The sequence below is a fragment of the Chloracidobacterium thermophilum B genome, assembly GCF_000226295.1.
GTDB lineage: Bacteria > Acidobacteriota > Blastocatellia > Chloracidobacteriales > Chloracidobacteriaceae > Chloracidobacterium > Chloracidobacterium thermophilum.
Genome location: NC_016024.1, coordinates 590,555 through 612,712 on the forward strand (window position 1 = coordinate 590,555; position 22,158 = coordinate 612,712).

The 22,158-nt window shown below is 63.1% G+C and carries 18 protein-coding genes and 3 tRNA genes; 16 read left to right on the forward strand and 5 right to left on the reverse strand.

Translation table 11 applies throughout. The features are described 5' to 3' along the window. Positions 1 to 97 precede the first annotated feature (97 nt). The 7 genes from CABTHER_RS02500 to CABTHER_RS16435 all read left to right on the forward strand — a co-directional run bounded on the left by CABTHER_RS02500 (position 98) and on the right by CABTHER_RS16435 (position 6,993). Positions 98 to 1,510, forward strand: a complete 1,413-nt coding sequence (locus CABTHER_RS02500) for a SpoVR family protein (protein ID WP_014099003.1) — start codon at positions 98 to 100, stop codon at positions 1,508 to 1,510. An 80-nt stretch (positions 1,511 to 1,590) separates the two neighbouring features. Next, a complete protein-coding gene (gene thiC / locus CABTHER_RS02505; RefSeq protein ID WP_335334122.1) occupies positions 1,591 to 2,946 on the forward strand; it encodes a phosphomethylpyrimidine synthase ThiC in 1,356 nt (451 codons plus the stop codon). Positions 2,947 to 3,036: 90 nt separating this feature from the next. After that, a tRNA-Val gene (locus tag CABTHER_RS02510) sits at positions 3,037 to 3,111 on the forward strand. A gap of 52 nt (positions 3,112 to 3,163) precedes the next feature. Continuing rightward, positions 3,164 to 3,240: transfer RNA gene (locus CABTHER_RS02515), tRNA-Asp, on the forward strand. A gap of 118 nt (positions 3,241 to 3,358) precedes the next feature. Beyond that, entirely contained in the window at positions 3,359 to 3,883 is a 525-nt protein-coding gene (moaC, locus tag CABTHER_RS02520) for a cyclic pyranopterin monophosphate synthase MoaC (RefSeq protein ID WP_014099005.1), read from the forward strand. Between the two features lie 3 nt (positions 3,884 to 3,886). Continuing rightward, positions 3,887 to 4,732, forward strand: coding sequence for a CheR family methyltransferase (locus CABTHER_RS02525; RefSeq protein WP_014099006.1), 846 nt, complete (start codon positions 3,887 to 3,889; stop codon positions 4,730 to 4,732). A gap of 71 nt (positions 4,733 to 4,803) precedes the next feature. Continuing rightward, positions 4,804 to 6,993 (forward strand): peptidylprolyl isomerase, encoded by a 2,190-nt coding sequence (locus CABTHER_RS16435; RefSeq protein WP_014099007.1) that lies wholly within the window; start codon positions 4,804 to 4,806, stop codon positions 6,991 to 6,993. A 15-nt stretch (positions 6,994 to 7,008) separates the two neighbouring features. Here the strand turns inward: CABTHER_RS16435 and CABTHER_RS02535 are convergent. Continuing rightward, positions 7,009 to 7,084 (reverse strand) — tRNA-Thr (locus tag CABTHER_RS02535). Positions 7,085 to 7,220: 136 nt separating this feature from the next. On the opposite strand from CABTHER_RS02535, the gene CABTHER_RS02540 reads away from it, so the two are divergent. Further along, positions 7,221 to 7,946 carry a hypothetical protein gene (locus CABTHER_RS02540; RefSeq protein WP_014099008.1) on the forward strand — a complete coding sequence of 242 codons (726 nt, stop codon included), beginning with the start codon at positions 7,221 to 7,223 and terminating at the stop codon, positions 7,944 to 7,946. Positions 7,947 to 8,005: 59 nt separating this feature from the next. On the opposite strand, the gene CABTHER_RS15330 is transcribed toward CABTHER_RS02540, so the two are convergent. Continuing rightward, the gene (locus CABTHER_RS15330) at positions 8,006 to 8,959 is read right to left on the reverse strand and encodes a MauE/DoxX family redox-associated membrane protein (RefSeq protein WP_014099009.1); all 954 of its coding nucleotides are present in this window, start codon (positions 8,957 to 8,959) and stop codon (positions 8,006 to 8,008) included. Next, on the reverse strand, positions 8,956 to 9,525 hold the full coding sequence (locus CABTHER_RS15335) for a ubiquitin-conjugating enzyme E2 (protein WP_014099010.1): 570 nt from the start codon (positions 9,523 to 9,525) through the stop codon (positions 8,956 to 8,958). Before CABTHER_RS15335 ends, CABTHER_RS15330 begins: the two co-directional genes overlap by 4 nt. Positions 9,526 to 9,636: 111 nt before the next feature. On the opposite strand from CABTHER_RS15335, the gene ubiE reads away from it, so the two are divergent. Then, complete coding sequence (gene ubiE, locus CABTHER_RS02555) at positions 9,637 to 10,413, forward strand: bifunctional demethylmenaquinone methyltransferase/2-methoxy-6-polyprenyl-1,4-benzoquinol methylase UbiE (RefSeq protein ID WP_014099011.1); 777 nt, start codon at positions 9,637 to 9,639, stop codon at positions 10,411 to 10,413. A 36-nt stretch (positions 10,414 to 10,449) separates the two neighbouring features. Here ubiE and purH read toward each other — a convergent pair whose 3' ends face one another. After that, on the reverse strand, positions 10,450 to 12,033 hold the full coding sequence (gene purH, locus CABTHER_RS02560; protein WP_014099012.1) for a bifunctional phosphoribosylaminoimidazolecarboxamide formyltransferase/IMP cyclohydrolase: 1,584 nt from the start codon (positions 12,031 to 12,033) through the stop codon (positions 10,450 to 10,452). 148 nt (positions 12,034 to 12,181) lie between these two features. Here purH and CABTHER_RS17185 point away from each other — a divergent pair, with 148 nt between their 5' ends. The 5 genes from CABTHER_RS17185 (at position 12,182) to CABTHER_RS02585 (ending at position 17,192) form a co-directional block, all read left to right on the forward strand. Further along, positions 12,182 to 13,414 (forward strand): prepilin peptidase, encoded by a 1,233-nt coding sequence (locus CABTHER_RS17185; protein WP_014099013.1) that lies wholly within the window; start codon positions 12,182 to 12,184, stop codon positions 13,412 to 13,414. A gap of 7 nt (positions 13,415 to 13,421) precedes the next feature. Next, on the forward strand, positions 13,422 to 14,522 hold the full coding sequence (pheS, locus tag CABTHER_RS02570) for a phenylalanine--tRNA ligase subunit alpha (protein WP_014099014.1): 1,101 nt from the start codon (positions 13,422 to 13,424) through the stop codon (positions 14,520 to 14,522). 32 nt (positions 14,523 to 14,554) lie between these two features. After that, positions 14,555 to 15,097, forward strand: a complete 543-nt coding sequence (locus tag CABTHER_RS02575; RefSeq protein ID WP_014099015.1) for a hypothetical protein — start codon at positions 14,555 to 14,557, stop codon at positions 15,095 to 15,097. Between the two features lie 9 nt (positions 15,098 to 15,106). Further along, the gene (locus CABTHER_RS02580) at positions 15,107 to 16,132 is read left to right on the forward strand and encodes an L-threonylcarbamoyladenylate synthase (protein WP_014099016.1); all 1,026 of its coding nucleotides are present in this window, start codon (positions 15,107 to 15,109) and stop codon (positions 16,130 to 16,132) included. A gap of 106 nt (positions 16,133 to 16,238) precedes the next feature. Then, entirely contained in the window at positions 16,239 to 17,192 is a 954-nt protein-coding gene (locus CABTHER_RS02585) for a bifunctional riboflavin kinase/FAD synthetase (RefSeq protein WP_014099017.1), read from the forward strand. 40 nt (positions 17,193 to 17,232) lie between these two features. Here CABTHER_RS02585 and CABTHER_RS02590 read toward each other — a convergent pair whose 3' ends face one another. Further along, a complete protein-coding gene (locus CABTHER_RS02590; protein ID WP_014099018.1) occupies positions 17,233 to 19,731 on the reverse strand; it encodes a YfgM family protein in 2,499 nt (832 codons plus the stop codon). Between the two features lie 184 nt (positions 19,732 to 19,915). On the opposite strand from CABTHER_RS02590, the gene accD reads away from it, so the two are divergent. Beyond that, positions 19,916 to 20,764 carry an acetyl-CoA carboxylase, carboxyltransferase subunit beta gene (gene accD / locus CABTHER_RS02595; protein WP_014099019.1) on the forward strand — a complete coding sequence of 283 codons (849 nt, stop codon included), beginning with the start codon at positions 19,916 to 19,918 and terminating at the stop codon, positions 20,762 to 20,764. A 56-nt stretch (positions 20,765 to 20,820) separates the two neighbouring features. After that, positions 20,821 to 22,152 carry a bifunctional folylpolyglutamate synthase/dihydrofolate synthase gene (locus CABTHER_RS02600; RefSeq protein WP_014099020.1) on the forward strand — a complete coding sequence of 444 codons (1,332 nt, stop codon included), beginning with the start codon at positions 20,821 to 20,823 and terminating at the stop codon, positions 22,150 to 22,152. Positions 22,153 to 22,158 lie beyond the last annotated feature (6 nt).

Consider the following 22,158-nt stretch of genomic DNA (forward strand, 5'->3'; position numbering starts at 1 on the left):
TCAATCATCTCACCTGCGATGTGGCCGTTGCTCCGACCGGCCACGAACTGTCGCGCTGCTGCCCGGCGCCGACTGCTACCGAGCGAGGTATCTGGCCGTGGACAAGGAATTCGCTGCTCTCGAAGAAGCTCTCGAACGTATCTGGGAAATCGCCCGTGGGTTTGGTCTCGACCCGTTTCCGGTGAACTTTGAGATCGTACCGGCAACGGTGATGTACGAGATTGGCTCGTATGCACTGCCGGGCCGTTTCTCCCACTGGACGTTCGGCAAGGCTTACCACCGGATGAAAACGATGTACGACTTCGGGCTGTCGCGCATTTATGAAGTCGTCATCAACACGAACCCGGCCTATGGCTTCCTGCTTGAAACCAACTCACCGCTCCAGAACAAGCTCGTGATGGCGCATGTGCTGGGGCATGTCGATTTCTTCAAGCACAACGCCTACTTTGCCCACACCAACCGGCGGATGGTGGATGAAGTCAACCTGCATGCGGCGCGTATTGAGGAGTATGAGTTCAAGTACGGCCGCAAGACCGTCGAGGCTTTTCTGGATGCCGTGCTCTCCATCGAGGAGCACATAGACCCCAACTTTTTCATTCGCAAGGAACGTGACCTGCCCCCGCCGCCGGAGAAAAAAAGCACCAGCGGCCGGGAAAATCCCTTTGAGGACATCCTGCGGTTGGGCGAGAAGCCGGCCGGCGAGACGGCACCGCCGCCGAAACGCAAGCCGGGCGAGCTGGTCTATCCCGAAAAAGACCTCGTCTGGTTCATTGCCAACTATTCCCCTGTGCTCGAAGAATGGCAGCGCGACGTGATGATGATGATTCACGACGAAATGCTCTATTTCGTGCCGCAGATGCAGACGAAAATCATGAACGAAGGCTGGGCCAGCTATTGGCATGCCCGCATCATGCGCGAACTGTGCGAGGGCACAGATGAATTCGTTGAGTTTGCCGAACTGCACGCTTCGGTCGTCTCACCCCACAAGGGGCAGCTCAATCCCTACTATCTGGGCTACAAAATCTTTGAAGACATCGAGCGCCGCTGGGACAACCCGACGGCCGAGGAACGGGAAGCCTACGGCCGTCCCGGTGGGCAGGGGCGCGAAAAAATCTTCGAGGTGCGGGAAGTGGAAAGTGACGTGTCCTTCCTGCGTAACTACCTGACGGAAGAGCTGGTCGAAGAACTCGATCTTTATGTCTATGAACTCGTGGATGACGAGGAGTGGACGATCACGGAAAAACGCTGGGAGCGCGTCCGTGACCAGTTGGTGGCCAATATGACCAACTTCGGCTTCCCGTACATCGAAGTTACGGATGGGGATTACAACCGAAACCGCGAGTTGTACCTGACCCATCGGTTTGAGGGGGTGGAACTGGACCTCAAATACGCGCGCAAGGTGCTGGAATACATCTACACCCTGTGGGGGCGGCCGGTGCACCTGGAAACCCGCGCGGACAATGAGCCACTCGTCCTGCACTATGACGGAAGCAGCCACGACGAAGACTAGTGCGCTGCCCTGGCTTGTATTGGACGTGCCTTGTCCACCACACTTCAGGCCCTGATTGAAACCAAGGGAGGGATACCACTGTGCGTGGTGAATACCAGACACTTCGTATGCTGGCCTGTGCTGGCAAGATCACTGAGGAGATGATCGCCGTCGCCGAGGACGAGCGGCTCGACCCGGAATTCATCCGGCAGGGGCTGGCCGACGGCACCATCGTCATCCCTAAAAACATTCGTCACCACTTTCGTCCAATCGGCATTGGCAAGGGACTCCGCACGAAGGTCAATGCCAACATTGGCGCGTCGGGCTACCACCAACTGCTCGAAGAGGAAATCGCCAAGCTGCACGCCGCCGTGCAGTACGGGGCCGACAGCGTCATGGACCTCTCGACCGGGACGGATTTGGACCTGATCCGTGAAACGCTCATCCGGGAAAGCCCGCTCATGCTGGGCACGGTGCCCATTTACCAGGTCGCTGCAGAGGGTTCGATTCTGAAAATGGACCCGGAAGAGTTGTTTGCCGTCATCGAGAAGCAGGCGCAGCAGGGCGTGGATTACATGACCGTCCACTGCGGGGTGACGAAGGAAACAGTCCGAAAACTGCGCCAGCACCAGCGCATCGAGGGAATTGTCAGCCGGGGCGGGGCACTGCTGGCGGCCTACATTGAAGCCACCGGCAATGAAAATCCGCTCTATGAACAGTTTGACCGCCTGTGCGACATCTTTGCCCGCTACGACGTGACCTTTTCGCTGGGCGACGGTCTGCGTCCGGGTGCGACAAGTGATGCCAGCGACCGGGGACAGTTGGCCGAGTTGCTGGTTTTGGGCGAACTTGTGGCGCGCGCGCGGGAGAAGGGTTGCCAGGTGATGGTGGAAGGCCCGGGCCACGTGCCGCTCGACCAGATCGTGGCCAACGTACAGCTTCAGAAGCGCGTCTGTGACGGAGCGCCGTTTTATGTGCTGGGGCCGCTGACCTGCGATGTTGCGCCCGGTTACGACCACATCACGGGCGCTATCGGCGGTGCGATTGCTGCCGCTGCCGGCACGGACATGCTGTGCTACGTCACTCCGGCCGAGCACCTGCGGCTGCCCGACCGGCAGGATGTCATTGAAGGCGTGATCGCAACGCGCATTGCCGCTCACTCCGGGGATTTGGTGAAGGGCGTCAAGGGGGCCAAGGCCTGGAACGATCAGATGTCCCGCTACCGCAAGCAGCTCGACTGGGACGGAATGTTCCGGTTGGCGATGGATCCCGAAAAGGCGCGGCGCTACAAGGAAGAATCCGAAGCCGCCAATGCCAAGGTCTGCTCGATGTGTGGCAGCCTCTGCTCCATCAACATTGACAACGCGGCCATCGGGAAGTTTTCCGGGCAGAAGCCGGATACCTCAGAGAAGTTTCTGACCCCGCGCCCGGCAGCCGCCGTGGCCGGTAGGGACTGAAGGATGTCGGGCTGGGCAAAACACAGAGAGACTTGACAGCCAGTGGCATCCCGCCTACTCTGGACGTTCTCCGACGCGGGGAGCGGTGATGGGCGGTTAGCTCAGTGGTAGAGCATCGGTCTTACAAACCGGGGGTCACTGGTTCGAGCCCAGTACCGCCCACCACGTCGCAGCGCGGACAGGCGCGGTGGGACGTGAGCGGGGGAGAACAATTTGCGGAGTTGTAGCTCAGTTGGTTAGAGCGCCGGCCTGTCACGTCGGAGGTCGCGGGTTCGAGCCCCGTCAGCTCCGCCACACATTTCAAGGGAACAAAGCCGTGCTTCGTTGTTGCTGAAGGACGGCTTTTCCTTTTGTTCAGAAACCCTTTGCCCCCCTGTGAAATGCCCCTGTCGCCGGTCAGTCTGCCAAGCTCATGCCGTTCAGCCACATTGATGAAACCGGACGCCTCACGATGGTGGATGTCGGAGAAAAGCCAATCACCGACCGGACGGCGACGGCTTCGGGTGTGGTGTTGATGCGGCCGGAAACCGTGGCGGCCATTCGCGCCCGGACGACACCCAAGGGCGATCCGCTCGAAGCTGCCCGCCTGGCGGGCATCCTGGCGGCCAAACAAACCGACCGGCTGATTCCCCTGTGCCATACGCTGCCGCTGGCCTATGTCAACGTCGAACTGACGCTGGCGGCGGACCACATCCTCATCACCGCGACGGCCCGGGCGCGAGCCAGCACGGGCGTCGAGATGGAGGCCCTGACCGCCGTCAGTGTGGCGGCACTTACCCTGTTTGACATGTGCAAGGCCATTGACCGTACGATGCGGATTACGGACATTCAGGTGCGGTCAAAAACGGGCGGCGCGTCGGACTGGCCGGCGTCGGAGACGCCGACCTCGGACGTGCCACCATCACCGGGCCTGACTTCCTCCGGGGCGGAAACGTAAGCGATGCCGGTCAAGAAGCGGAATCTGACCAATCCCCACCTGCCGCAGCTCGAAAAGGCCCTGGCCCAGGTTTACGGCTGGGCTCCGAACGAGACCCTGCGGGCGGCACTGCAAGCCGTGGTGACGGACAAGGCGCGCCGGCTGCTCTTTGACGAGATGACCTACTGCCGCGTGGCCGCGCAGTCGCCCGGCGAACTTCATTCGGTTGCGGAGGAAATTGCGCTGGGTGAAACCAGTTTCTTCCGCGAGCCGGAGCAGTTTCGGGCTTTGTGGCGCATGGTGCTGCCTGAACTCATCGAGAAGCGCGCCGACACGAAACGCCTGCGATTGTGGAGCGCCGGCTGCTCGACGGGTGAAGAGCCGTTTTCGCTGGCGATGATTCTGGAAGACCTGCTTGGGGAAGCATCCGACTGGCGCATCGAAATCCTGGCCGTAGACCTGCGCAGCAAAGCCCTGCTGCATGCCAGCCAGGGGCGTTACCATCCACTCCAGTTGCGGAATCTTGACCCGGCACTACGTGACCGGTTTTTCCACGGCAGCCAGTCCCCGGATGCACCGCCGGGCGAGCTTGACCGCCGGTTGCGCCGCAACATCCGCCTGCGCCATGCCAACCTGTACGACCCGCACCTGTGGCAACACCTGCCGGGGCCGTTCGATGTCATTGTGTGCAGCAATGTGTTGACGCACATGCACTACACGGCCGTACAGCAGACGACGGCCCGCATCCAGCAGGCGCTGGCTCCGGGCGGCTATCTGCTGGTTGGGAGTGTCGAGGTCGGACTGGTCAACCAGGCGCGGCTGCGTCCCTCACAGGCGTTGCCACGTGGCTTTTTCCACCGTCCTGAGTAACAGAATGAGTAACAGAAAATGGGCGGCCGGGTCGTGCAGGACGCAACCCAGTTGCGCTACAACGTCCGGCTATGATGAACCGTCGCCATTTTTTGTCTCTGTGTTGTCTGACGGCCGGCTGGTGTTCCACGGTGTGGGGGCAGCGGCGTCCAGGTCCGCCGCCGGTTTTGGGGCGCGCCAACTCGGCCCAGCGGGTCTTTGCACGGCTGCTTCAGCTTGAAGATGAGCGGTACTACCACGCCGAGGAGTTCGTGGATTTCCTTGGCTCGTCCAACGCCCGCGTGCGGCGGCGCGCCTGCCTGGCGCTTGGTCGCATCGGCGATCCCCGGTCATACACCCTGCTGCTGGAACGGCTCTACGATGACGGCAACCCACGGGTGCGCGCCATGGCTGCCTTCGCCCTGGGCGAACTGGAAACGACTGAACCGCTGGAAGACCTGCGCCGGATGCTGGTGCGGGAAACGGAAATGCTGCCGGTGCGGGCGCGCTGTGCAGAAGCTCTGGGCAAAATCGCCGCCGCCAATGCCAAAACCCTTGACGCAGACACCCTTCAGGGGCTGTTGGCCGCCGGGTTGAAGTCCCTGCCGCGGCCAACGGAAGACATCCCGCCCGGCAGCGAACGTGAGCTGTTCACCACACTGTGCCTGACGGCCGTGATGCGGATGCGCCAGGCGGCAGGCCTGCCGCCACTGCTCAGGTGGCTGGCGTCGCCAAATGCGAACGTTCGTTTCCACGCGGCCAACGCTTTGGCGCGGTTGAGCGATCTGCCGGAAGCGGAAAAGACCCTGACCCGCGAACGTGAGAAGCTCGTGGCAGCCTTCCGGGATGAAGGGGAGACCGTGGTGCAAGTGGCTCTGGCGCGGGTGTTGGGGGCTATTGGCGACGCAGAAGCAATGGCGGCGCTGCTCCCCCGTCTGGCTGCGGCAGAAGCCGCCGTGCGGATTGCCGTCATCCGGGCCCTGTCAAACGCACGCCAACCGGAAGAAGTCGTCCCGCCGTTGCTGGACCGGCTGCGTGCCGGGCTGTCCCGCTATGCCAAAGTGGAAGCCGATGAGCGCCCGACATGGGATGGTCTGCCGGAGCTTTTGACGCTGGCTGAAGCCCTGGGCCGCCTGAAAGCCACCGAAGCGCAACCGTGGCTGGAACGGCTGCGGATGCTGCCGACGGGCAGGCTGGGAGCCAACCCGGAAGTCGAAATTGCCCTGGCGCGGCTTGGCACAGCAGCCTTTCTGGGGGCTAACCCGGACAAGCCACTGCTTCCGCCGGACGACGACTGGCGGGCGCAGGCGCATTACTTTGCTGGTCTGGCCGCGCTGCCGCCGGAAGAGCCGCGCCGCCGCCGCGTGGTCGAGGATTTTCTGGCGCGAACCGTCCTTGATGCCCGTGCGCGCACGGCGCTGCTGGCGGCCGTGCCGAAAACGCCGGCGTGGGCCGCCGTCTGGGAGCAGGAACTGCGTCACCCGGATGTCATGGTGCGGGCGGCGGCCGCCGCCGCATTGGAAGTGTTGCCACCGACCGACCAGGGGCGAAAGGCGCTCATTGCCGCCCTGACTACGGCGCGGGAGGACACGCAAAACGATGCCCGGCTGGCCATCCTCAAGGCCTTGGCAGCCGACCCGCATCCCGACACAGAAGCTGCCTTTGATCTGGCCCTGCGTGACCCGGACTGGCTGGTACGCAGGCAGTCCGGTGAAATACTCCGGCGGCGGCTTCCGTCCACCCTGAGCGAGGAAGAGCGCGCGCAGGCAGGCGAGATGCTCGACAGCCGGATTGGGATTTGCCGCACGAACCGTCCGGCAGCCTTTTATGGCCGGCTGGTGCGGCAGTATGCGCGGCATCCGCGCGCCGTCATCACCACGACCAAAGGCGAACTGACCCTGGAATTGTTTTCCGAGGATGCGCCTCTGACGGTTGAGAACTTCATCGCCCTGGCCGAACGTGGTTTCTTCGACGACCTGACCTTTCACCGGGTCGTTCCCAACTTTGTCGTCCAGGGCGGCGATCCACGCGGCGATGGCGATGGCGGCCCCGGCTACCAGATTCGCTGTGAAATCAACGAACGGCCCTACCTGCGGGGCAGTGTCGGCATGGCACTTTCGGGCAAGGATACGGGCGGAAGCCAGTGGTTCATCTGTCACCTGCCGCAGCCGCACCTGGACGGCGGCTACACCTGTTTCGGGCAGGTCGTCGAAGGCTTGGAGACCTTGGACCGGCTGGTGCGCCAGGACCGCATTCTGGGCATTCGTCTGGTGAAGGATTAGCAGGCAGGGAAGCAGTGGAGCCGACTGCCGGACTTGAACCGGCGACCTACTGATTACGAATCAGTTGCTCTACCAACTGAGCTAAGTCGGCCCATTTCCTGTGGCAGGGCGGAATAGTACCACGTCTGTCAAGATGCCGGGGAAAGTGAGGTTGGCGCGTCGGCGTTGTCCTCATCCCGCCCGGTGGTTAGACTGGACAAACCAACTGGGAAGGCAGGGTGCGCCGTATGGAAACAAAGCCCACCATCGAAACCGTTTTGGAAAGAATGGCTGAGCAGACAGCCATACTTCAGGAGTTGGTGAGGGAAATCACCAGCCTGAAGGCTTTGACGCCGGAAGTTGCAGCCATAAAGGCCGCGCAGCAGACATTGATGACGGAAGTCCTCACCCTGAAGTCTGAACAGCAGGCGCTGAAAGACAGTCAGCAGGTGTTGCTGACGGAAGTTGCGGCTGTAAAGGCCGCGCAGCAGACATTGATGACGGAAGTCTTCACGCTGAAGTCTGAACAGCAGGCGCTGCTGACGGAAGTTGCGGCTGTAAAGGCCGCGCAGCAGACGTTGATGACGGAAGTCCTCACCCTGAAGTCTGAACAGCAGGCGCTGAAAGACGGTCAGCAGGCGTTGCTGATGGAAGTTGCGGCTGTAAAGGCCGCGCAGCAGACGTTGATGACGGAAGTCCTCACCCTGAAGTCTGAACAGCAGGCGCTGAAAGACGGTCAGCAGGCGTTGCTGACGGAAGTTGCGGCTGTAAAGGCCGCGCAGCAGACATTGATGACGGAAGTCTTCACGCTGAAGTCTGAACAGTCAGCGATGAAAGCCATGCTGCAGGAAATAGACACGCGCACCCGCCGGATCGATCACCGCATCACAGTTCTTGCCCAGGACATGCTCGACCTGCGTGCCACCATGCAGCGGATTGATGCCGATCTGCTTTCCCTGAAAGCCGTTGGATAGCACGTGTGCTGTTGCCAGCAGAAGACAAGTACCGTTCAGAAGCTGGAAATCCGGTGGGCCTACGGACGTTTGGCGCGGGCGCGACGCACCTCATCAGGGCTGGGCGGCGTGCCATTCCAGACGGCCAGCACTTTTCCCTGCCGCAGCAGAACGATACGCGGGGTGTCGCCATCCGCCAGCAGACGCTTGAAGTCCTCTTTGGAAATCTCACCCAGCTCGAACTTGGCCCCGAACCGCTGAATGAAAAACTTGCGACGCCATTCCTCATTGGAGCAGAGCGCCACGAACAGCGGAAAATCCTTCACACCCACGTAGGCATTGAGCTGCGGGACGCTTTCCTGGCAATGGCTGCACTCCGTGTCAATGAGCGCCACGAGACGTTCGCCCGTCGCCACATTGACCGTGGTCCCGGAGACCTTGACCCGCGACCAGTCGCTGCCGCCAAGCGGGAAGCCAAAAGCCAGCGGCGTGAGCAGACCAAACAACGCACAGAGCAGGACGCCCAGACCGCGCCAGCGGCGTGGCTGCAAGGCCGTCACTGTGGCCTGCGGTTTCCACACCAGCCATCCCGAAACCACGGTCACCAGCAGCATCAGACTATCCTCCAGCAGGGCTTCCTTTGGGCTGCGTTTGACCTGTGAGCCAAAACAGCCACAGTCCTCGACCGGAATGCCGGCGAGGATGACCCACCCCAGCGCGCCCATGAAGATGAGCGTCAGGCATCCGGCCCCCACCAGCGCCCAGCGCAGGCGGTAGCCGAGAATCAGCGCCGCGCCCAGCGCGCACTCGGCCACAAGCAAGCCCCAGGCAATGGCCGTTTGCATGGCTTTTCCCGGCACAAGTTGGAAACCAGCCACCTGCCGCACGAAATCAAAGGGTTCGAGCGCCTTGATGACGCCGGCGGCCAGCCACACCAGCCCCAGCAGGGCGGCCAGCCCCCAGCCAAGATAAAACCGCCACGGCAGGGAAGCGGCTTCTGAGCGTTGGGAAGCCGCCTCGGCGACGTTGCTCATGAGCGAATCTGAAAGCGTCCGCCCGGACGGACGTCAGTCGGTCGGGGCGGCGTAATCCGTTTGACCACGAAGGTATGCGTCGGCTTTTCGCCAGGGACGGGCAGCTTCGCCTGATCACAGGGAAACAGCGTCGGGTTGGCATAGAACCAATCCGCCGCCTTATAGTTGGCAATGCTGTGCGGGTCAATGAGCTGTGGGTCGAACTGAAACAAACGCGCCAGCTTGATGACAAACGACGCCAGCCCCTCGCGGAAGTCCCAGTGACCAATGCAGATTTTGCCGTCCGGCCACACGTGCGGATGAAAAATGGGGGTCATGCCGTGCATCATCACGGTCGGCTTCTCGAAAGGATGGTTGGGCGACAGCAGAATCCGAATCTGGTGCTCGTCGCGGGTTGTGTTGGGGCCGATGTAGCTGCGAATCCGAAGCGTTACGATGTAGTCCGTGGCCGGGACGTTGAGGTTTTGCCAGTGGATGTATTCGCCCCGGATGGTACGCATTTCCTCATAGTCCGCCGCCAGGCGAGCGCGCCGGACATCATCAGGCGTGGCCATGAAAACCGTCATCCCCCATTTCCCTGGAATCGTTTCACCGGTAGAGTAGGCCCATTGTAGCCCGGCTTGGGGCAATCGAAAAACAAACGGTGCATTCCCCCGGGCCCGTCGCCATTCTTCACCATGGAAAATCCCATTGCCTTTCAGGGTTCGGAAAAAGCCAGGCGCATCCAGGCGATGTTTGCCGGCATTGCGCCGACCTACGACCAGCTCAACCACTGGCTTTCACTCAACATTGACAAACGCTGGCGACGCGCGGCCGTCCGGGAAGTGCAGGACGTGCTGACGCGGCCCGGCGCCCGCGCCCTTGATGTCTGCTGTGGGACAGCCGATCTGGCGCTGGAACTGGGCCGGCTGGCCCCCACGGTCGGCGTGGATTTCTGTCAGCCGATGCTGCTCCGGGGCATGGAGAAAGTCCGGCAGAGTGGCCGTCCGGTGCATCTGCTCGCTGGCGACGCCCTGGCGCTTCCCTTTGCCGATGCCAGTTTCGATGTCGCCACGGTCGCCTTTGGAATTCGCAACGTCGTGGACCTGGACGGGGCGCTGGCCGAGCTGTACCGCGTCCTGAAGCCGGGCGGCAAGGTGGCCATTCTGGAGTTTTCCCACCCGGTCGTGCCCGGCCTCAAACCGCTGTTCGGCTTCTACTTCACGCAGATTCTGCCACGCATTGGCAATGCCGTCTCACGGTCAGGCTATGCCTACTCGTATCTGCCGGCGTCGGTACAGCACTTTCCCGACCAGCCCACCCTTGCGGCCCGGATGGAGCAGGCCGGGTTTCAGCAGGTGAAGTGGCGCAACCTGTCGGGCGGCATTGCCGCCCTGCACACCGGCGTCAGGCCGGCCGTGACCAATCCGGTGAGCGCTGATCCCGTCAGCACCGGCGTTGACGCTGACCGTTGATACCAACGGTCAGCGCGTATGACCGGCGCTGGAAGTCTAGTGCCGGAAATGGCGCATGCCGGTAAAGACCATAGCCAGTCCATGCTCATCGGCGGCGGCGATGACTTCTTCATCCCGAATTGAGCCACCGGGCTGAATGACCGCCCGCGCACCGTGGCGCGCCGCTTCATCGAGACCGTCCCGGAAGGGGAAAAAGGCATCCGACGCGACGACCGCACCGGACAGCGGCAGACAGGCCTTCATCGCGCCCAGCCTGACGGCGTCAATGCGGCTCATCTGTCCGGCCCCGACGCCAAGCAACTGGCCCTGCCGGGCATAGACAATGGCGTTCGACTTGACGTGCTTGCAGACCGTCCACGCAAAGAGCAGGTCGCGCCATTCGTCCTCGGAGGGCGACCGGCGGGTGACGACGCGCATCTCGTCCGGCGTCGCCAGCCGATCATCCGGCGATTGCACGAGCAGGCCGCCGGAGATCGTACGGAAGTCCGCTGCCGGGCGGGCTTCGTCGGCAACCACCAGCAGGCGCAGGTTTTTCCTGGCCGCCAGCACCTTTTGCGCCGCGTCATCGAAGCCGGGCGCAATGATGACCTCCAGGAAGATTTCGGACAGTTCGGTAGCCGTGCCCGCGTCAACCGTCCGGTTGAACGCCACGATGCCGCCAAAGGCCGCGACCGGATCGGTTTCCCGCGCCAGACGGAAGGCTTCGAGCGGAACGGCCCCCAGCCCGACGCCACATGGGTTGGTGTGCTTGACGATGACGCAGGCCGCCGCATCCCGGAATTCGCCGACCAGTCCCCAGGCGGCATCGGCATCGAGCAGGTTGTTGAACGACAATTCCTTGCCCTGTAGCTGGCGGGCCGCAGCCAAACCGCCGGCAGGATGCTCCGCTGGCACGTAGAGTGCTGCTGACTGGTGCGGGTTTTCACCATACCGCAGCGCCTGTTGCCGGTGCAGGACGAGTGACAGGCGGGGGGGAAAGGCGTCAGGAGGCTGAAGCTGAACCTGCCCCGTCGCTTCCTCGAACTGTGTCCGGTTGGCCAGAAAGTCGGCAATCATCCGGTCATAGCGTGCTGTGTGGGCAAAGGCCTTGCAGGCCAGACGGTAGCGTGTCGCGGCGGAGATGCTTCCGGTGTGGGTCAGTTCCGCCGCCAGTGCGGCATAGTCGGCCGGGTCGGTGACGACAACGACATGCTGGAAATTTTTGGCTGCGGCCCGGATGAGGGTCGGCCCGCCGATGTCAATGTTTTCCAGGGCTTCAGCAAAGGTGACTTCCGGGCGCGCAATGGTGTCGGCAAAGGGATAGAGGTTGACGACGACGAAATCAAAGCGGCTGATGTCGTGCAGGGCGAGTTGTTCAAGATGTTCCGGCAGGTCGCGCCGTGCCAGAATTCCGGCGTGAATGCGTGGATGCAGGGTTTTGACGCGCCCATCGAGCATTTCTGGAAAACCCGTGACCGAGGCCACATCCAGGACGGAAATACCGGCCTCGAGAAGGGTTTGCGCTGTCCCGCCGGTTGAGACGAGTTCGAGGCCGTGGGCGTGCAGGGTGCGTGCAAAGTCAACCAGTCCCTGCTTGTCAGACACACTCAGCAGGGCGCGTGGGGGAAGGGGTAAGGTCATAGGCGTTTACAGAGTCTGGCGGATTGCCGAAGATGATGTCCCAAACGGGATCATGTCTGCGCACGATAACAAAACCCGTTTCTCTTGTCTTTCGCCCGGAATTCGGCCTAAAAGCCTGGCATCCACTGCTTTTGGTCTGGTTCTGGCAATGTTTGTTTCGATGGTCGAACTCCACGACAGCCTGCCGCTCTGGTTTTGGGCCATCTGGGCTTTTGTCGTCGGAAGCTGCATCGGCAGCTTTCTCAACGTGGTGATCTACCGCCTGCCACGCGGCGGCTCGGTCAACTCACCGCCCCGGTCCTACTGCCCAAGCTGCAACGCAACCATTGCCTGGTACGACAACCTGCCCATTCTCAGTTTTCTGCTGCTCCGGGGGAAGTGCCGTGCCTGTGGGGTGCGTATTTCCTGGCAGTACCCGCTGGTGGAACTGGCAACCGGACTGCTCTTCCTCACCGCACTGCTGGTTTTTGGTCCGACGTTGCAATGTGTCTTCAACTGCGCCTTCGCGGCGGCGCTGGTGGCGCTCATCGTGACGGATTTCAACGAACAAATCCTGCCCGATGCCATTACCCTGCCCGGTACGGCCCTGGCGCTGGCGGCGCGGCTGCTGGACCACAATCTGGTCGGGCTGCCCTGGATGAACCTGTTTTTTGAAGGACTGACCGGATGGCCGCTCCCGATGACCGGGCTGGCCGGCTCACTGGTCAACGCGCTGCTGGGAATGGCCATTGGTGCCGGTGCGCTCTGGGTGCTGGGCGTCGGTTACTTTCGCCTGCGCGCCTTTCCCATTCGGACACCCGACGATCTGGCAGACTTTCTCAAGCGCCGCTGCGTGGTCGGCACCCTGGCCCGCCTCAAGCTGCGCCACGCAAACGGCAAACGCGGCGTTGTTTATGTGCTCGGCGGGGATTTCAGCGAACTGTCGCCGGAGGAACTGGCCGCGGCTGAGTTTGCCTCGTCCAATACCGGTACGCCGGAACTCAGCATGACGGCACTTGACGGAGCCTGCGTCGAGCCGGGAGAACGGGGCGTCCGCATCACAAGTATCCCGGATGCCCTCGAAAACACCGTGGATGGCCAGCTCGAACCCGGTGATACCATTGTCTCCGGCAACCTGGAAGGCATGGGGCTGGGCGACGTGAAGATGATGCTGTTTGTCGGGGCGTTTCTGGGCGGAGGGCTGACCTTTTTCGTACTGCTCATGGCCTCGCTGCTGGGGGTTTTGGTATCCCTGCCACGTCTGCTGCTGCGCGGGTCATCCGCCCTTCAGCATGCGCTGCCGTTTGGCGTCATGCTGGGGTTGGCGGCGCTGGTGGCGCTCTTTTGCGGAGAAAAGGGGCTGACAACCTATCTTGACTTCCTTTCCAGCTTCATATCCTGAATGCTTTATGCCTGACGCATCCACCCTCAATGCTTCCACCCTTCAGTCCGTCATGGCCGATGCCCACCGGCGACTGGCTGCCACCTTTGGCGAACGCTTCCCGGAATGGACGCTGCCGGACTTTGAACTTCCGACATCCATACCACCCCGCCGGCAGTGGCAGGCGGTCAATGATTACTGGCTGGCCCGCAGGCAGGGTGTGCTGGCGCTCAAACTCAAGGAACTGGGCGCGTTGCCGGCTGACCAGCGGCCGGTGCAGGGAGCCGCACTCAACCGCTTCAAGGCCGAAGTCGAAGCCGTCCTGTCCGACCTTGAAGCTCAAGTACGGGCTTTCGAGGAAGCTGAAACCATCCGGCGCGAAGCCGTGGATGTCACCCTGCCGGGGCTGGTACGCCGGCGCGGGCGCGCCCATCCGCTGACGCAAATCCGGGAACGCATTGAGGACATCTTTGTGGCCATGGGCTACGCCGTCGAAGACGGCCCGGAAGTGGACACGGTGTTTTACAACTTCGACGCCCTCAACATTCCACCAGACCACCCGGCGCGCGATCTGACCGATACGTTTTACCTTGACGACGAACTGGCGCTGCGGTCACAGACCTCAAACGTACAAATCCACGCCATGCAGCGGCGCAAGCCCCCTTTACGGATCATCGCACCGGGGCGCGTCTTTCGTCGCGATGAGCCGGACGCCACCCACAACCCGATGTTTTTTCAGGTGGAAGGTCTCAACGTCGCGCCCGGCATCACCATGGGCGACCTCAAGGGCACGCTTCAGGTGTTTCTCACCCGGCTGTTTGAACGTCCGGTGACACTGCGTTTCCGGCCGAGCTACTTCCCCTTCGTCGAACCGGGCGCGGAGACCGACTTTCAGTGTCCGTTCTGCGGCGGCTCCGGCTGCCGCATCTGCAAGCATACCGGCTGGATTGAACTCGGCGGCTCCGGGATGGTGCATCCCAACGTCCTGCGCGCCTGTGGGATTGACCCGACGGAATTCTCCGGCTTTGCCTTCGGCTTCGGCATTGACCGCATGGCTGCGCTGCTCTACGGCATTGATGACATCCGGCTGTACTTTGAAAACGACCTGCGGTTTTTGAGCCAGTTCTGACCGCACCCCTTCCCGCGCCGTACCGTGAACCCATGAAATGCCTGCTGTTCCTGCTGCTCACTGGAAGTCTGGGCCTCTTCGGCGGCCCGGCGCAAACATCGGCACAAACATCGGCACAGGCCCCGGCGTCGGCGCCAACGCCTGACCGCCAGCAGCTTCGGGTCTGGCAGGGGCGCTATCCGCACCACGATGTCAGGGGGCCGCGCGGCCGGGTGCAGAAAATCAGCTTTTTCAAGCTGCCGGCGTTACGCAAGCCGCTCGCCGAGATGCTGGGGGAGGACTTTCTCGATGGCGTCGAACAGGGGAATTACCTTGAAGAACCCATTGAGCTGTTCGGGGATTATCTCCTCGTCCGGCTGTATCCCAACCTGCGCCGGATAGAGGACGAACACCGGCTCATCATCGTCGTGCCACTGGAAGGAACGGCGCTCCATGCCGTGTATTACCAGGAAGTCGTCGGTGCGGATGGCCAGCGGGACATCCAGACCGATTGGCGGCATAGCTTCGGTACATCACTGGACGACCTGCCGGAATCGCTCAAGACAAGGTTGGCGACGATAATGGGCCTTCCGTGAACGATGCGTATGAAGGCAACCCGGACGCCTGTGCTGACAGAACGTATCCTGTGCCATCCAGAGTCCCCGGAACCGGAGGCCATTGCCCGCGCCGCCGCCCTCCTGCGTCAGGGCGAACTGGTGGCCTTTCCGACGGAGACCGTCTATGGCCTTGGTGCACTGGCTTTTGATGCCGATGCCGTGGCCAAAGTCTTTGCGGCCAAGGGACGGCCGTCAAACAACCCCCTCATCGTCCACATCGCCGGGCGCGACTGGCTGGAGTGGGTCGCCGTTGCCATTCCACCGGTGGCCCACCGGCTGGTGGAGACGTTCTTCCCCGGACCGCTGACGCTCATCCTGCACAAACACGAACGCATCCCACCAGTGGTCACGGCCGGCGGGGCGACAGTCGGCGTCCGCTGGCCGGCACATCCTGTGGCCCAGGCGCTCATTCGCGCCGTCGGCGCACCGCTGGCCGCGCCGAGCGCCAACCGTTTCACGGAAGTTTCTCCGACCACAGCCGACCACGTGCTCAAAAGCCTGGACGGCCGCATTGCCGCCGTGCTCGATGGCGGCCCCTGCCCGGTCGGCATTGAGTCGGCCGTACTCGATGTCACCACCACACCTCCCACGCTCTGGCGGGCAGGCATTCTGTCCCAGGCAGAGCTGGAAGCGGTTGCCGGACAGCCCTTCCAGCGGCCCCAACCGGGGGCCGTCGTGGCGAGTCCGGGCCAGTTTCCGCGTCACTACGCCCCACGGGCGCACGTTGAGCTTGTCCTGCCAGGTGACGTGCCGAACATCGAACACCGCCTTGCCCGGTGGCTGGCGCAGGGGCAGCGTCCAGCGGCACTGGTCATCTCAGAGGTCACACCACCGGCGGGCGCCCGACTGCTCCGCCTGCCGGCGCAGCCGGAAGCCTATGCCCACCGGCTCTACGCGGCGCTGCACGAACTGGATGCCCAGGGGGTGGAGGTCATCGTCATCGAGCAGGTTCCGGCTGACCCGGCCTGGGATGGGCTGCGTGACCGCCTGCACCGGGCTGCCGGCAAGCCGTAGCCCCCTTTGTGCCTGTGGGCCTCCCGTAACTTCACCACACAGAACGGTTCGGACGGTGGTATCATCCGCCCTGAACACATCCTTTGGCGCCGGCTGCACTGCCTGCATGGACATCTTTCACGATTGGCAATCGCCTGCCCTGCGTACACCGACGGTACTCACCATGGGCGTTTTCGACGGGCTTCACCTGGGCCATCAGACCATCATCCGCCGGGTGGTCGAGCGCGCGGCGGCCCTTGACTGCATTCCGACCGTCGTCACCTTCGATCCTCATCCGCGCGCCGTTCTGCATCCTGACGCTGCGCCGCCGCTGCTTCAGACGCTTGGCCAACGACTCGAAGCCCTTCGCATTCTGGGTATCCGGCAAACCCTTGTCCTGCGCTTCGACCCGGCGCTGGCAGCCCTGACCGCCGCCGAGTTTGCGCAGCGCATTCTGTTTGGGGCGCTGGGCGCACGGGAAATCTATCTTGGCGAAGATTTTGCCTTCGGGCGCGGCCGGCAGGGCAACATCGCCACGCTCCGTTGCCTGGGTGCGGACTACGGCTGCGCTGCGTATGAAGTCGAAGCCGTGCTGCTGCGGGGCAAGCGGGTCAGCTCCACGCGCCTGCGCGAAGCCATCCAGTCGGGGCGCATCAACCTGGCGCGGCGGATGCTGCTGCGGCCCTACGGCGTCGAAGGAGAAGTTGTGACCGGCCGACGGCTGGGGCGGACGCTGGATTTCCCCACCGCCAACATCGCGGTCATCAACCGCGTGCTCCCGGCCGATGGCGTCTATGTGACGGCCACTCTCATTGGCGGCGTCTGGCGGCGCAGCGTGACCAACATCGGCTACCGCCCGACAGTCAGCGATGACCGTCTGCGCGTCGTCGAAACGCACATCCTGGATTTTGGCGGTGACCTCTATGGCACATCCCTCCGCACCCGGTTTCTGCATCGGCTGCGTGCGGAACGGAAGTTCGCCAGTCTGGAAGAGCTGCGCGCTCAGATTGCGTACGACGTGGCCCGCAGCCGGCGCTACTTCCGGCATTCGGGCGTCCGCCGCTCGCTGGCCGTCGAATGACCGGCCTCACCGGCCGGTCTGGCGTTTGGCTAGCGTTTGGCTAGCGCTTGGCCAGCACGAACTGATCGAGCCGTTCAACCATCCAGCTCTGTCCCACCCGCCGCAGAAAGATCAGTCCCGTCCCGGTTTGTTCTTCCTTCGTGGCGGAGACGACCACCACCCGTACGTCGAGCAGGACGCGGCGGGCGTCGAGACGTTCCATGCGCAGGCCCTGGGTCGTCCAGGCGTCAGGCTTGGAAACCACGATGCCCAGCACGAACCTGGACGTGTCGGGGCGGATGAAACAGGCTTCGAGCGCCTTGGACGTACCCGTACGGATGGCTTTGTCCATCGTGGCCAGGAAGGCCCGGAGTTCCTCGTCGGGCGGGGAGGCCTGTCCGGCGGCCGTTTCACTGGCCAGCAGTCCCCGCCGGGCCTGCTCATCCAGCGCCGGGCCGGATTCCATCTCAAACGCGGCTTTGTAGGCGGCGCGCGCCTGCTCGTAGGCCTGGCGGGCCATGGCCAGATCGGCTTCGGTCAGCAGCGCCAGCGCCAGCGGATACCGGGAAGGAAGCGCCGCGCGGCGAATGGCGGCCACCTGCTCCGCTGCCGCATCGGGCTTACCCTGGGCGATGAGTGTCCGGGCCAGGTAGGCGCGGGCCAGGGCCAAGTCCGGCTCGCGGGCCAGGGCCTCGCGCAGCAGTCCTTCCGCTTCGGCCTGACGCTGCGCTTCGGTTTCACCGGCCTTCAGACGACGGGTGAGTGTGGCTTCGGCATCGAGCAGCAGCCCGAAGGCGTAGCGTCGTTCCGGGCGGGCGTCGTTGTCGAACTGCCTGGAGTTGCGGTCGTAGCCAAAGCGCACCTGGGGATAGAGCTTTTCGGGGTCGAGTTCGACGCTGGTGATGGTGGCCGGGGTCTCAAACACGGCCGTGGCATAGCCTTTGGAAGGCAGTTCCACCGTTGTGGTCAGCCGTTCTCCCTTGTCAGTGATGGCCACGACAGGCAGGCTGGCATCGCCCGTGCCCAGATTGCGCAGGGCGCAAGTCCAGCCCGGGCCGTCCTCGCGCCTGACCGGAACACCGATGACGAAATCCGGCTCGCTGAGTTCCTCGAACCACTGCCGGAAGAAGTTGGCGCGGCGCTCATCGGGCGGCGTTCCGACAAGGCGGTTGCGGAACGCTTCGTAGGTGGCAGTGCCCCCCGGATCGGCGACGGTCTCCCGGATGGCCGTCAACAGCGTGTCACGCCCGACGAGGCGTTCCAGCAGGCGGAAAACGAGCGCACCCCTGTTTGGCATGCTGGCGTAGTAATCCGGGAAAGCCGGATGCTGGAGCACCGGAATCAGATCAATGCCCCGCTCGAAACCCTGCTGGGAGACCCGGATGGCAGCCAGGCGGCCGTAGGCAAAGCTCCGACGCAACCAGAAATCCCGCCCGGCGGCCGGCCCGTAGTGCTGTTCGATGTAGCGTCCTGTCAGATATGCCGGCAGCGCGTCCGCCAGGATGCCCCACCCACGCCCCCGCAGCCGGACTTTGCCGCCGAGCCAGGTCTGGGCCAGGCTCGCCGTCAGCCATTCCACCATTTCGGCATCCAGTGTCGGACGGCGCAGGGCCGCCGCTTCGATGAGCACCGCACCCGGTGCGGCATACCGGATGGCGCGGTCGGTGTCGAAATCCCGTCCACGCAGTTCCGGGCTGCGCCGGTCAGCAACCACGCGGCGGGGCGTTGTCAGCAGGTGGAACTCACGCACCGGGGCCGCACCCCACAACTTCTGGTAAAAGGCCAGAATCCGCTCGACTTCCTCGGCCAGCCGCTGCGCCTGGCGCTGGGTTTCGGCCGGTAGTCCCTGGGCGCTGCGGACGTGAATCGTCACAGATTCACCGTTATCTGCGGCAACACGGCGGCTGACCGGCGGGCCGAGGGGTTGCACGACCAGCCAGGGTTCACCCGCCAAATCTGAAGTGAAGACGATGGCATCATCAGTTTCCCGGCGCGTCCCACTGGACCAGACTTCGCCATCGGGCGGCCGGGCGACGGTCAGGACGTAGGGGGCAGTATCCGGGCCGTGGCTGCTCTGGGGCAGGTGAATGAAGGGCGTCCAGCCGGACTCCGGCAGAAGCAGCGTATCGCCGGGAGTGATGGCAGCATAGCTGGTGCTTTCGCGGTAGGTCAGCGTGTAGGCCAGCCGGGCGGTGACTTTCCCTCCCGGCGCCAGGGGCGGGGAGAGTTCCGCCACGTACGTGGCAATGGCCGCATCGCCGCCGGGCTGTTTTTTTTCGTCCGTGGAAAAAGCCCGTTCGTTGACCGTGAACGCCGTCACTTTGGCCGCTTTCGTCAGCCGCAGGGTGAGCGTCCGCGCTTCGGCCTGCCGGGCAATGTTGGTCAGTTCAAGCGTGGCCGTGACATCGGCGCTGTATTCGGCCGGGCGAAGCGTTACGCTAATGGTTGAGCGAACGAGGCCGAAGTCAGCAAACTCCTGGGCCGGTACGTCCACGGGTGTCAGCCACAGGCACATGGTCCACAGAAGCCAGTGCCGGAAAAAACGTTGAACTTGGTGCATGGTCGGGATGGATTCTGTCAGGAACAACGGGAAGTTTCAGTCGCTGCGCGACTTGCAGGCTGGACGCCCAAGGCTGAACCGACTATGGTTGCCGGGCCAGGGAAGCCTTTTCTAACACTGAATGCTGAACGCTGCACAGCCTTGTTCGGCTCAAAATGATTTCACTGTCCAGGATGTACTGCGTATGGCCTGGTTTCGACGCAAGCGCAATATCACCGAAGAAACACTGCCTTCCGACCGCAAGGTGCGAACCGAAGGTTTGTTTGTCAAATGTCCGGCCTGTGGGACGACGCTGTTCAAGAAGGACCTTGAAGCCAGCCTGTACGTCTGCACCAACTGTCGGCATCACATGAAATGGCCGACCCGGTTGCGCCTGGCGCATCTGTTTGATGAAGGCCGGTACGAAACCTTCGACGACAACATCGTTTCCACTGACATCCTGGGGTTCTTCGATACCAAGTCCTATGCCGAGCGAATTGAACAGGCCCGCAAGAGTACCGGCTTCAACGATGCCATCGTCTGCGCCGAGGGTACGCTTGGTGGGCGTCCCATCATCGGCTGCGTCATGGTGATGGAGTTCATCGGCGGCAGCATGGGGTCAGTTGTCGGTGAAAAGGTGACACGCGCCATCGAGCGGGCCATTGCCCGGAAAAAGCCGCTCATCATCGTTTCGGCTTCCGGCGGGGCGCGCATGATGGAAGGCACCTACAGCCTGATGCAGCTTGCCAAGATTTGCGGCGCGCTGGCCCGTCTGGATGCGGCGCGTGTGCCGTATATTTCCGTCCTGACCGACCCGACAACCGGCGGCGTCACGGCCAGTTTTGCCATGCTGGGCGACATCAACGTGGCTGAACCGGGCGCGCTCATCGGGTTTGCCGGACCACGGGTGATCGAGCAAACCATTCGTCAAAAGCTGCCCCCCGGATTCCAGCAGGCGGAATTCCTGCTGACCCACGGCATGCTTGATGCCGTTGTGGACCGGCGTGAGATGCGGAAGTTTCTGATGGATGCCCTGGCTTTTATGGCCGGCTGAGTCTTTCCCGTTCTGAAAACGGCTGCCGTTTTGCTGGAAGTCGAGACCCCTTGTCCATGGACTTTGAGGCTGCTACCCGATACCTGCAGGCTTTGGGCAATGAAGTCACCACGATGAAGCTTGGCCTTGAAGCCATGCGCGTGCTTTTGGCCGAGCTGGGGCAGCCTGAGCGGAAATTCTGCGCCGTTCACGTTGCCGGCACGAACGGCAAAGGTTCGACCTGCGCGTTTCTGGCCAGCATCTTCCAGCAGGCGGGTTTGCGTACCGGGCTGTACACCTCGCCCCACCTGATAAGTCCCGTGGAGCGCATCAAACTCAATGGGCAGAGTATCCCGGAAGCCGCTTTTGCAGAGGTCATGACGCAGGTTCATGACGCGGTTGAGTCATTGTTGGAACAGGGGCGTCTGGCTGCGCGTCCGACGTTTTTTGAGCATCTCACAGCCGCGGCCTTTACCTACCTGGCCGCCCGGCAGGCCGAGGTCGTCGTGGCCGAAGTCGGCCTGGGCGGCCGGCTGGATGCCACCAACGTCCTGCACCCAGCGGCGGCAGTCATCACCAACATCGGCGAAGACCACCGGGAATGGCTGGGGCCCACGCTGTCCCACATCGCCCGTGAAAAGGCCGGGATCATCAAGCCCGGCGTGCCGGTGTACCTGGCGGACACCCAGCCAGAGGAAGCGCGCCGGGTGTTGGCGCACTCTGCCCTGGCGCAGCAGGTTGAACCGCAGTGGGTGGCTCCCTTCGAGACCGTACATCTGGATGCCACGGGCTGCCCTTCTGTCCGCTTTGACCAGCGCTTTCCCAGCCTGGAAGGCGGAGTGTGCCGGTTGTCGCTGCGCGGCAGGCATCAGACGCAAAACGCGGCTCTGGCGGCCGTGGTTGCCCAGGCTGAACTGCGCCGCCGGGGTGTAGCCGAAAGCGACATCGGCCGGGCGATTGTGGCCGGACTGGAAACCACCCACTGGCCCGGACGTTTACAGTGGCTGGAGACAACTCCGCCGGTACTGCTTGACGGCGCGCACAACCCACAGGGAGCGCAGGCGCTGGCGCACTTTCTGGAAAGCATTGGCGGGCGGCGTCCCCGAACCGCCATCTTTGCCACCATGCGCGACAAACCGGCCGCCGATCTGCTGTCGGCACTGGCGTCGGGTGTGGATCGTCTGATTCTGACGGGGGTCAAAAACCAGCCCCGGACGATGCCGCGTGAGAGTCTCGAAGTCATTGCCCTGGGCTACTGGCTGCCGTCGGGTATCATCCAGGCGCCGGATGTCGCCATGGCGCTGGCCCGGGCCCGCGAACTGACGCCACCTGAAGGGCTGATTCTCGTCTGCGGCTCCATTTACCTCATCGGCGAGGCACTCCAGGCGCTGCAAGTGCCGGTTTTGTGACGCAGC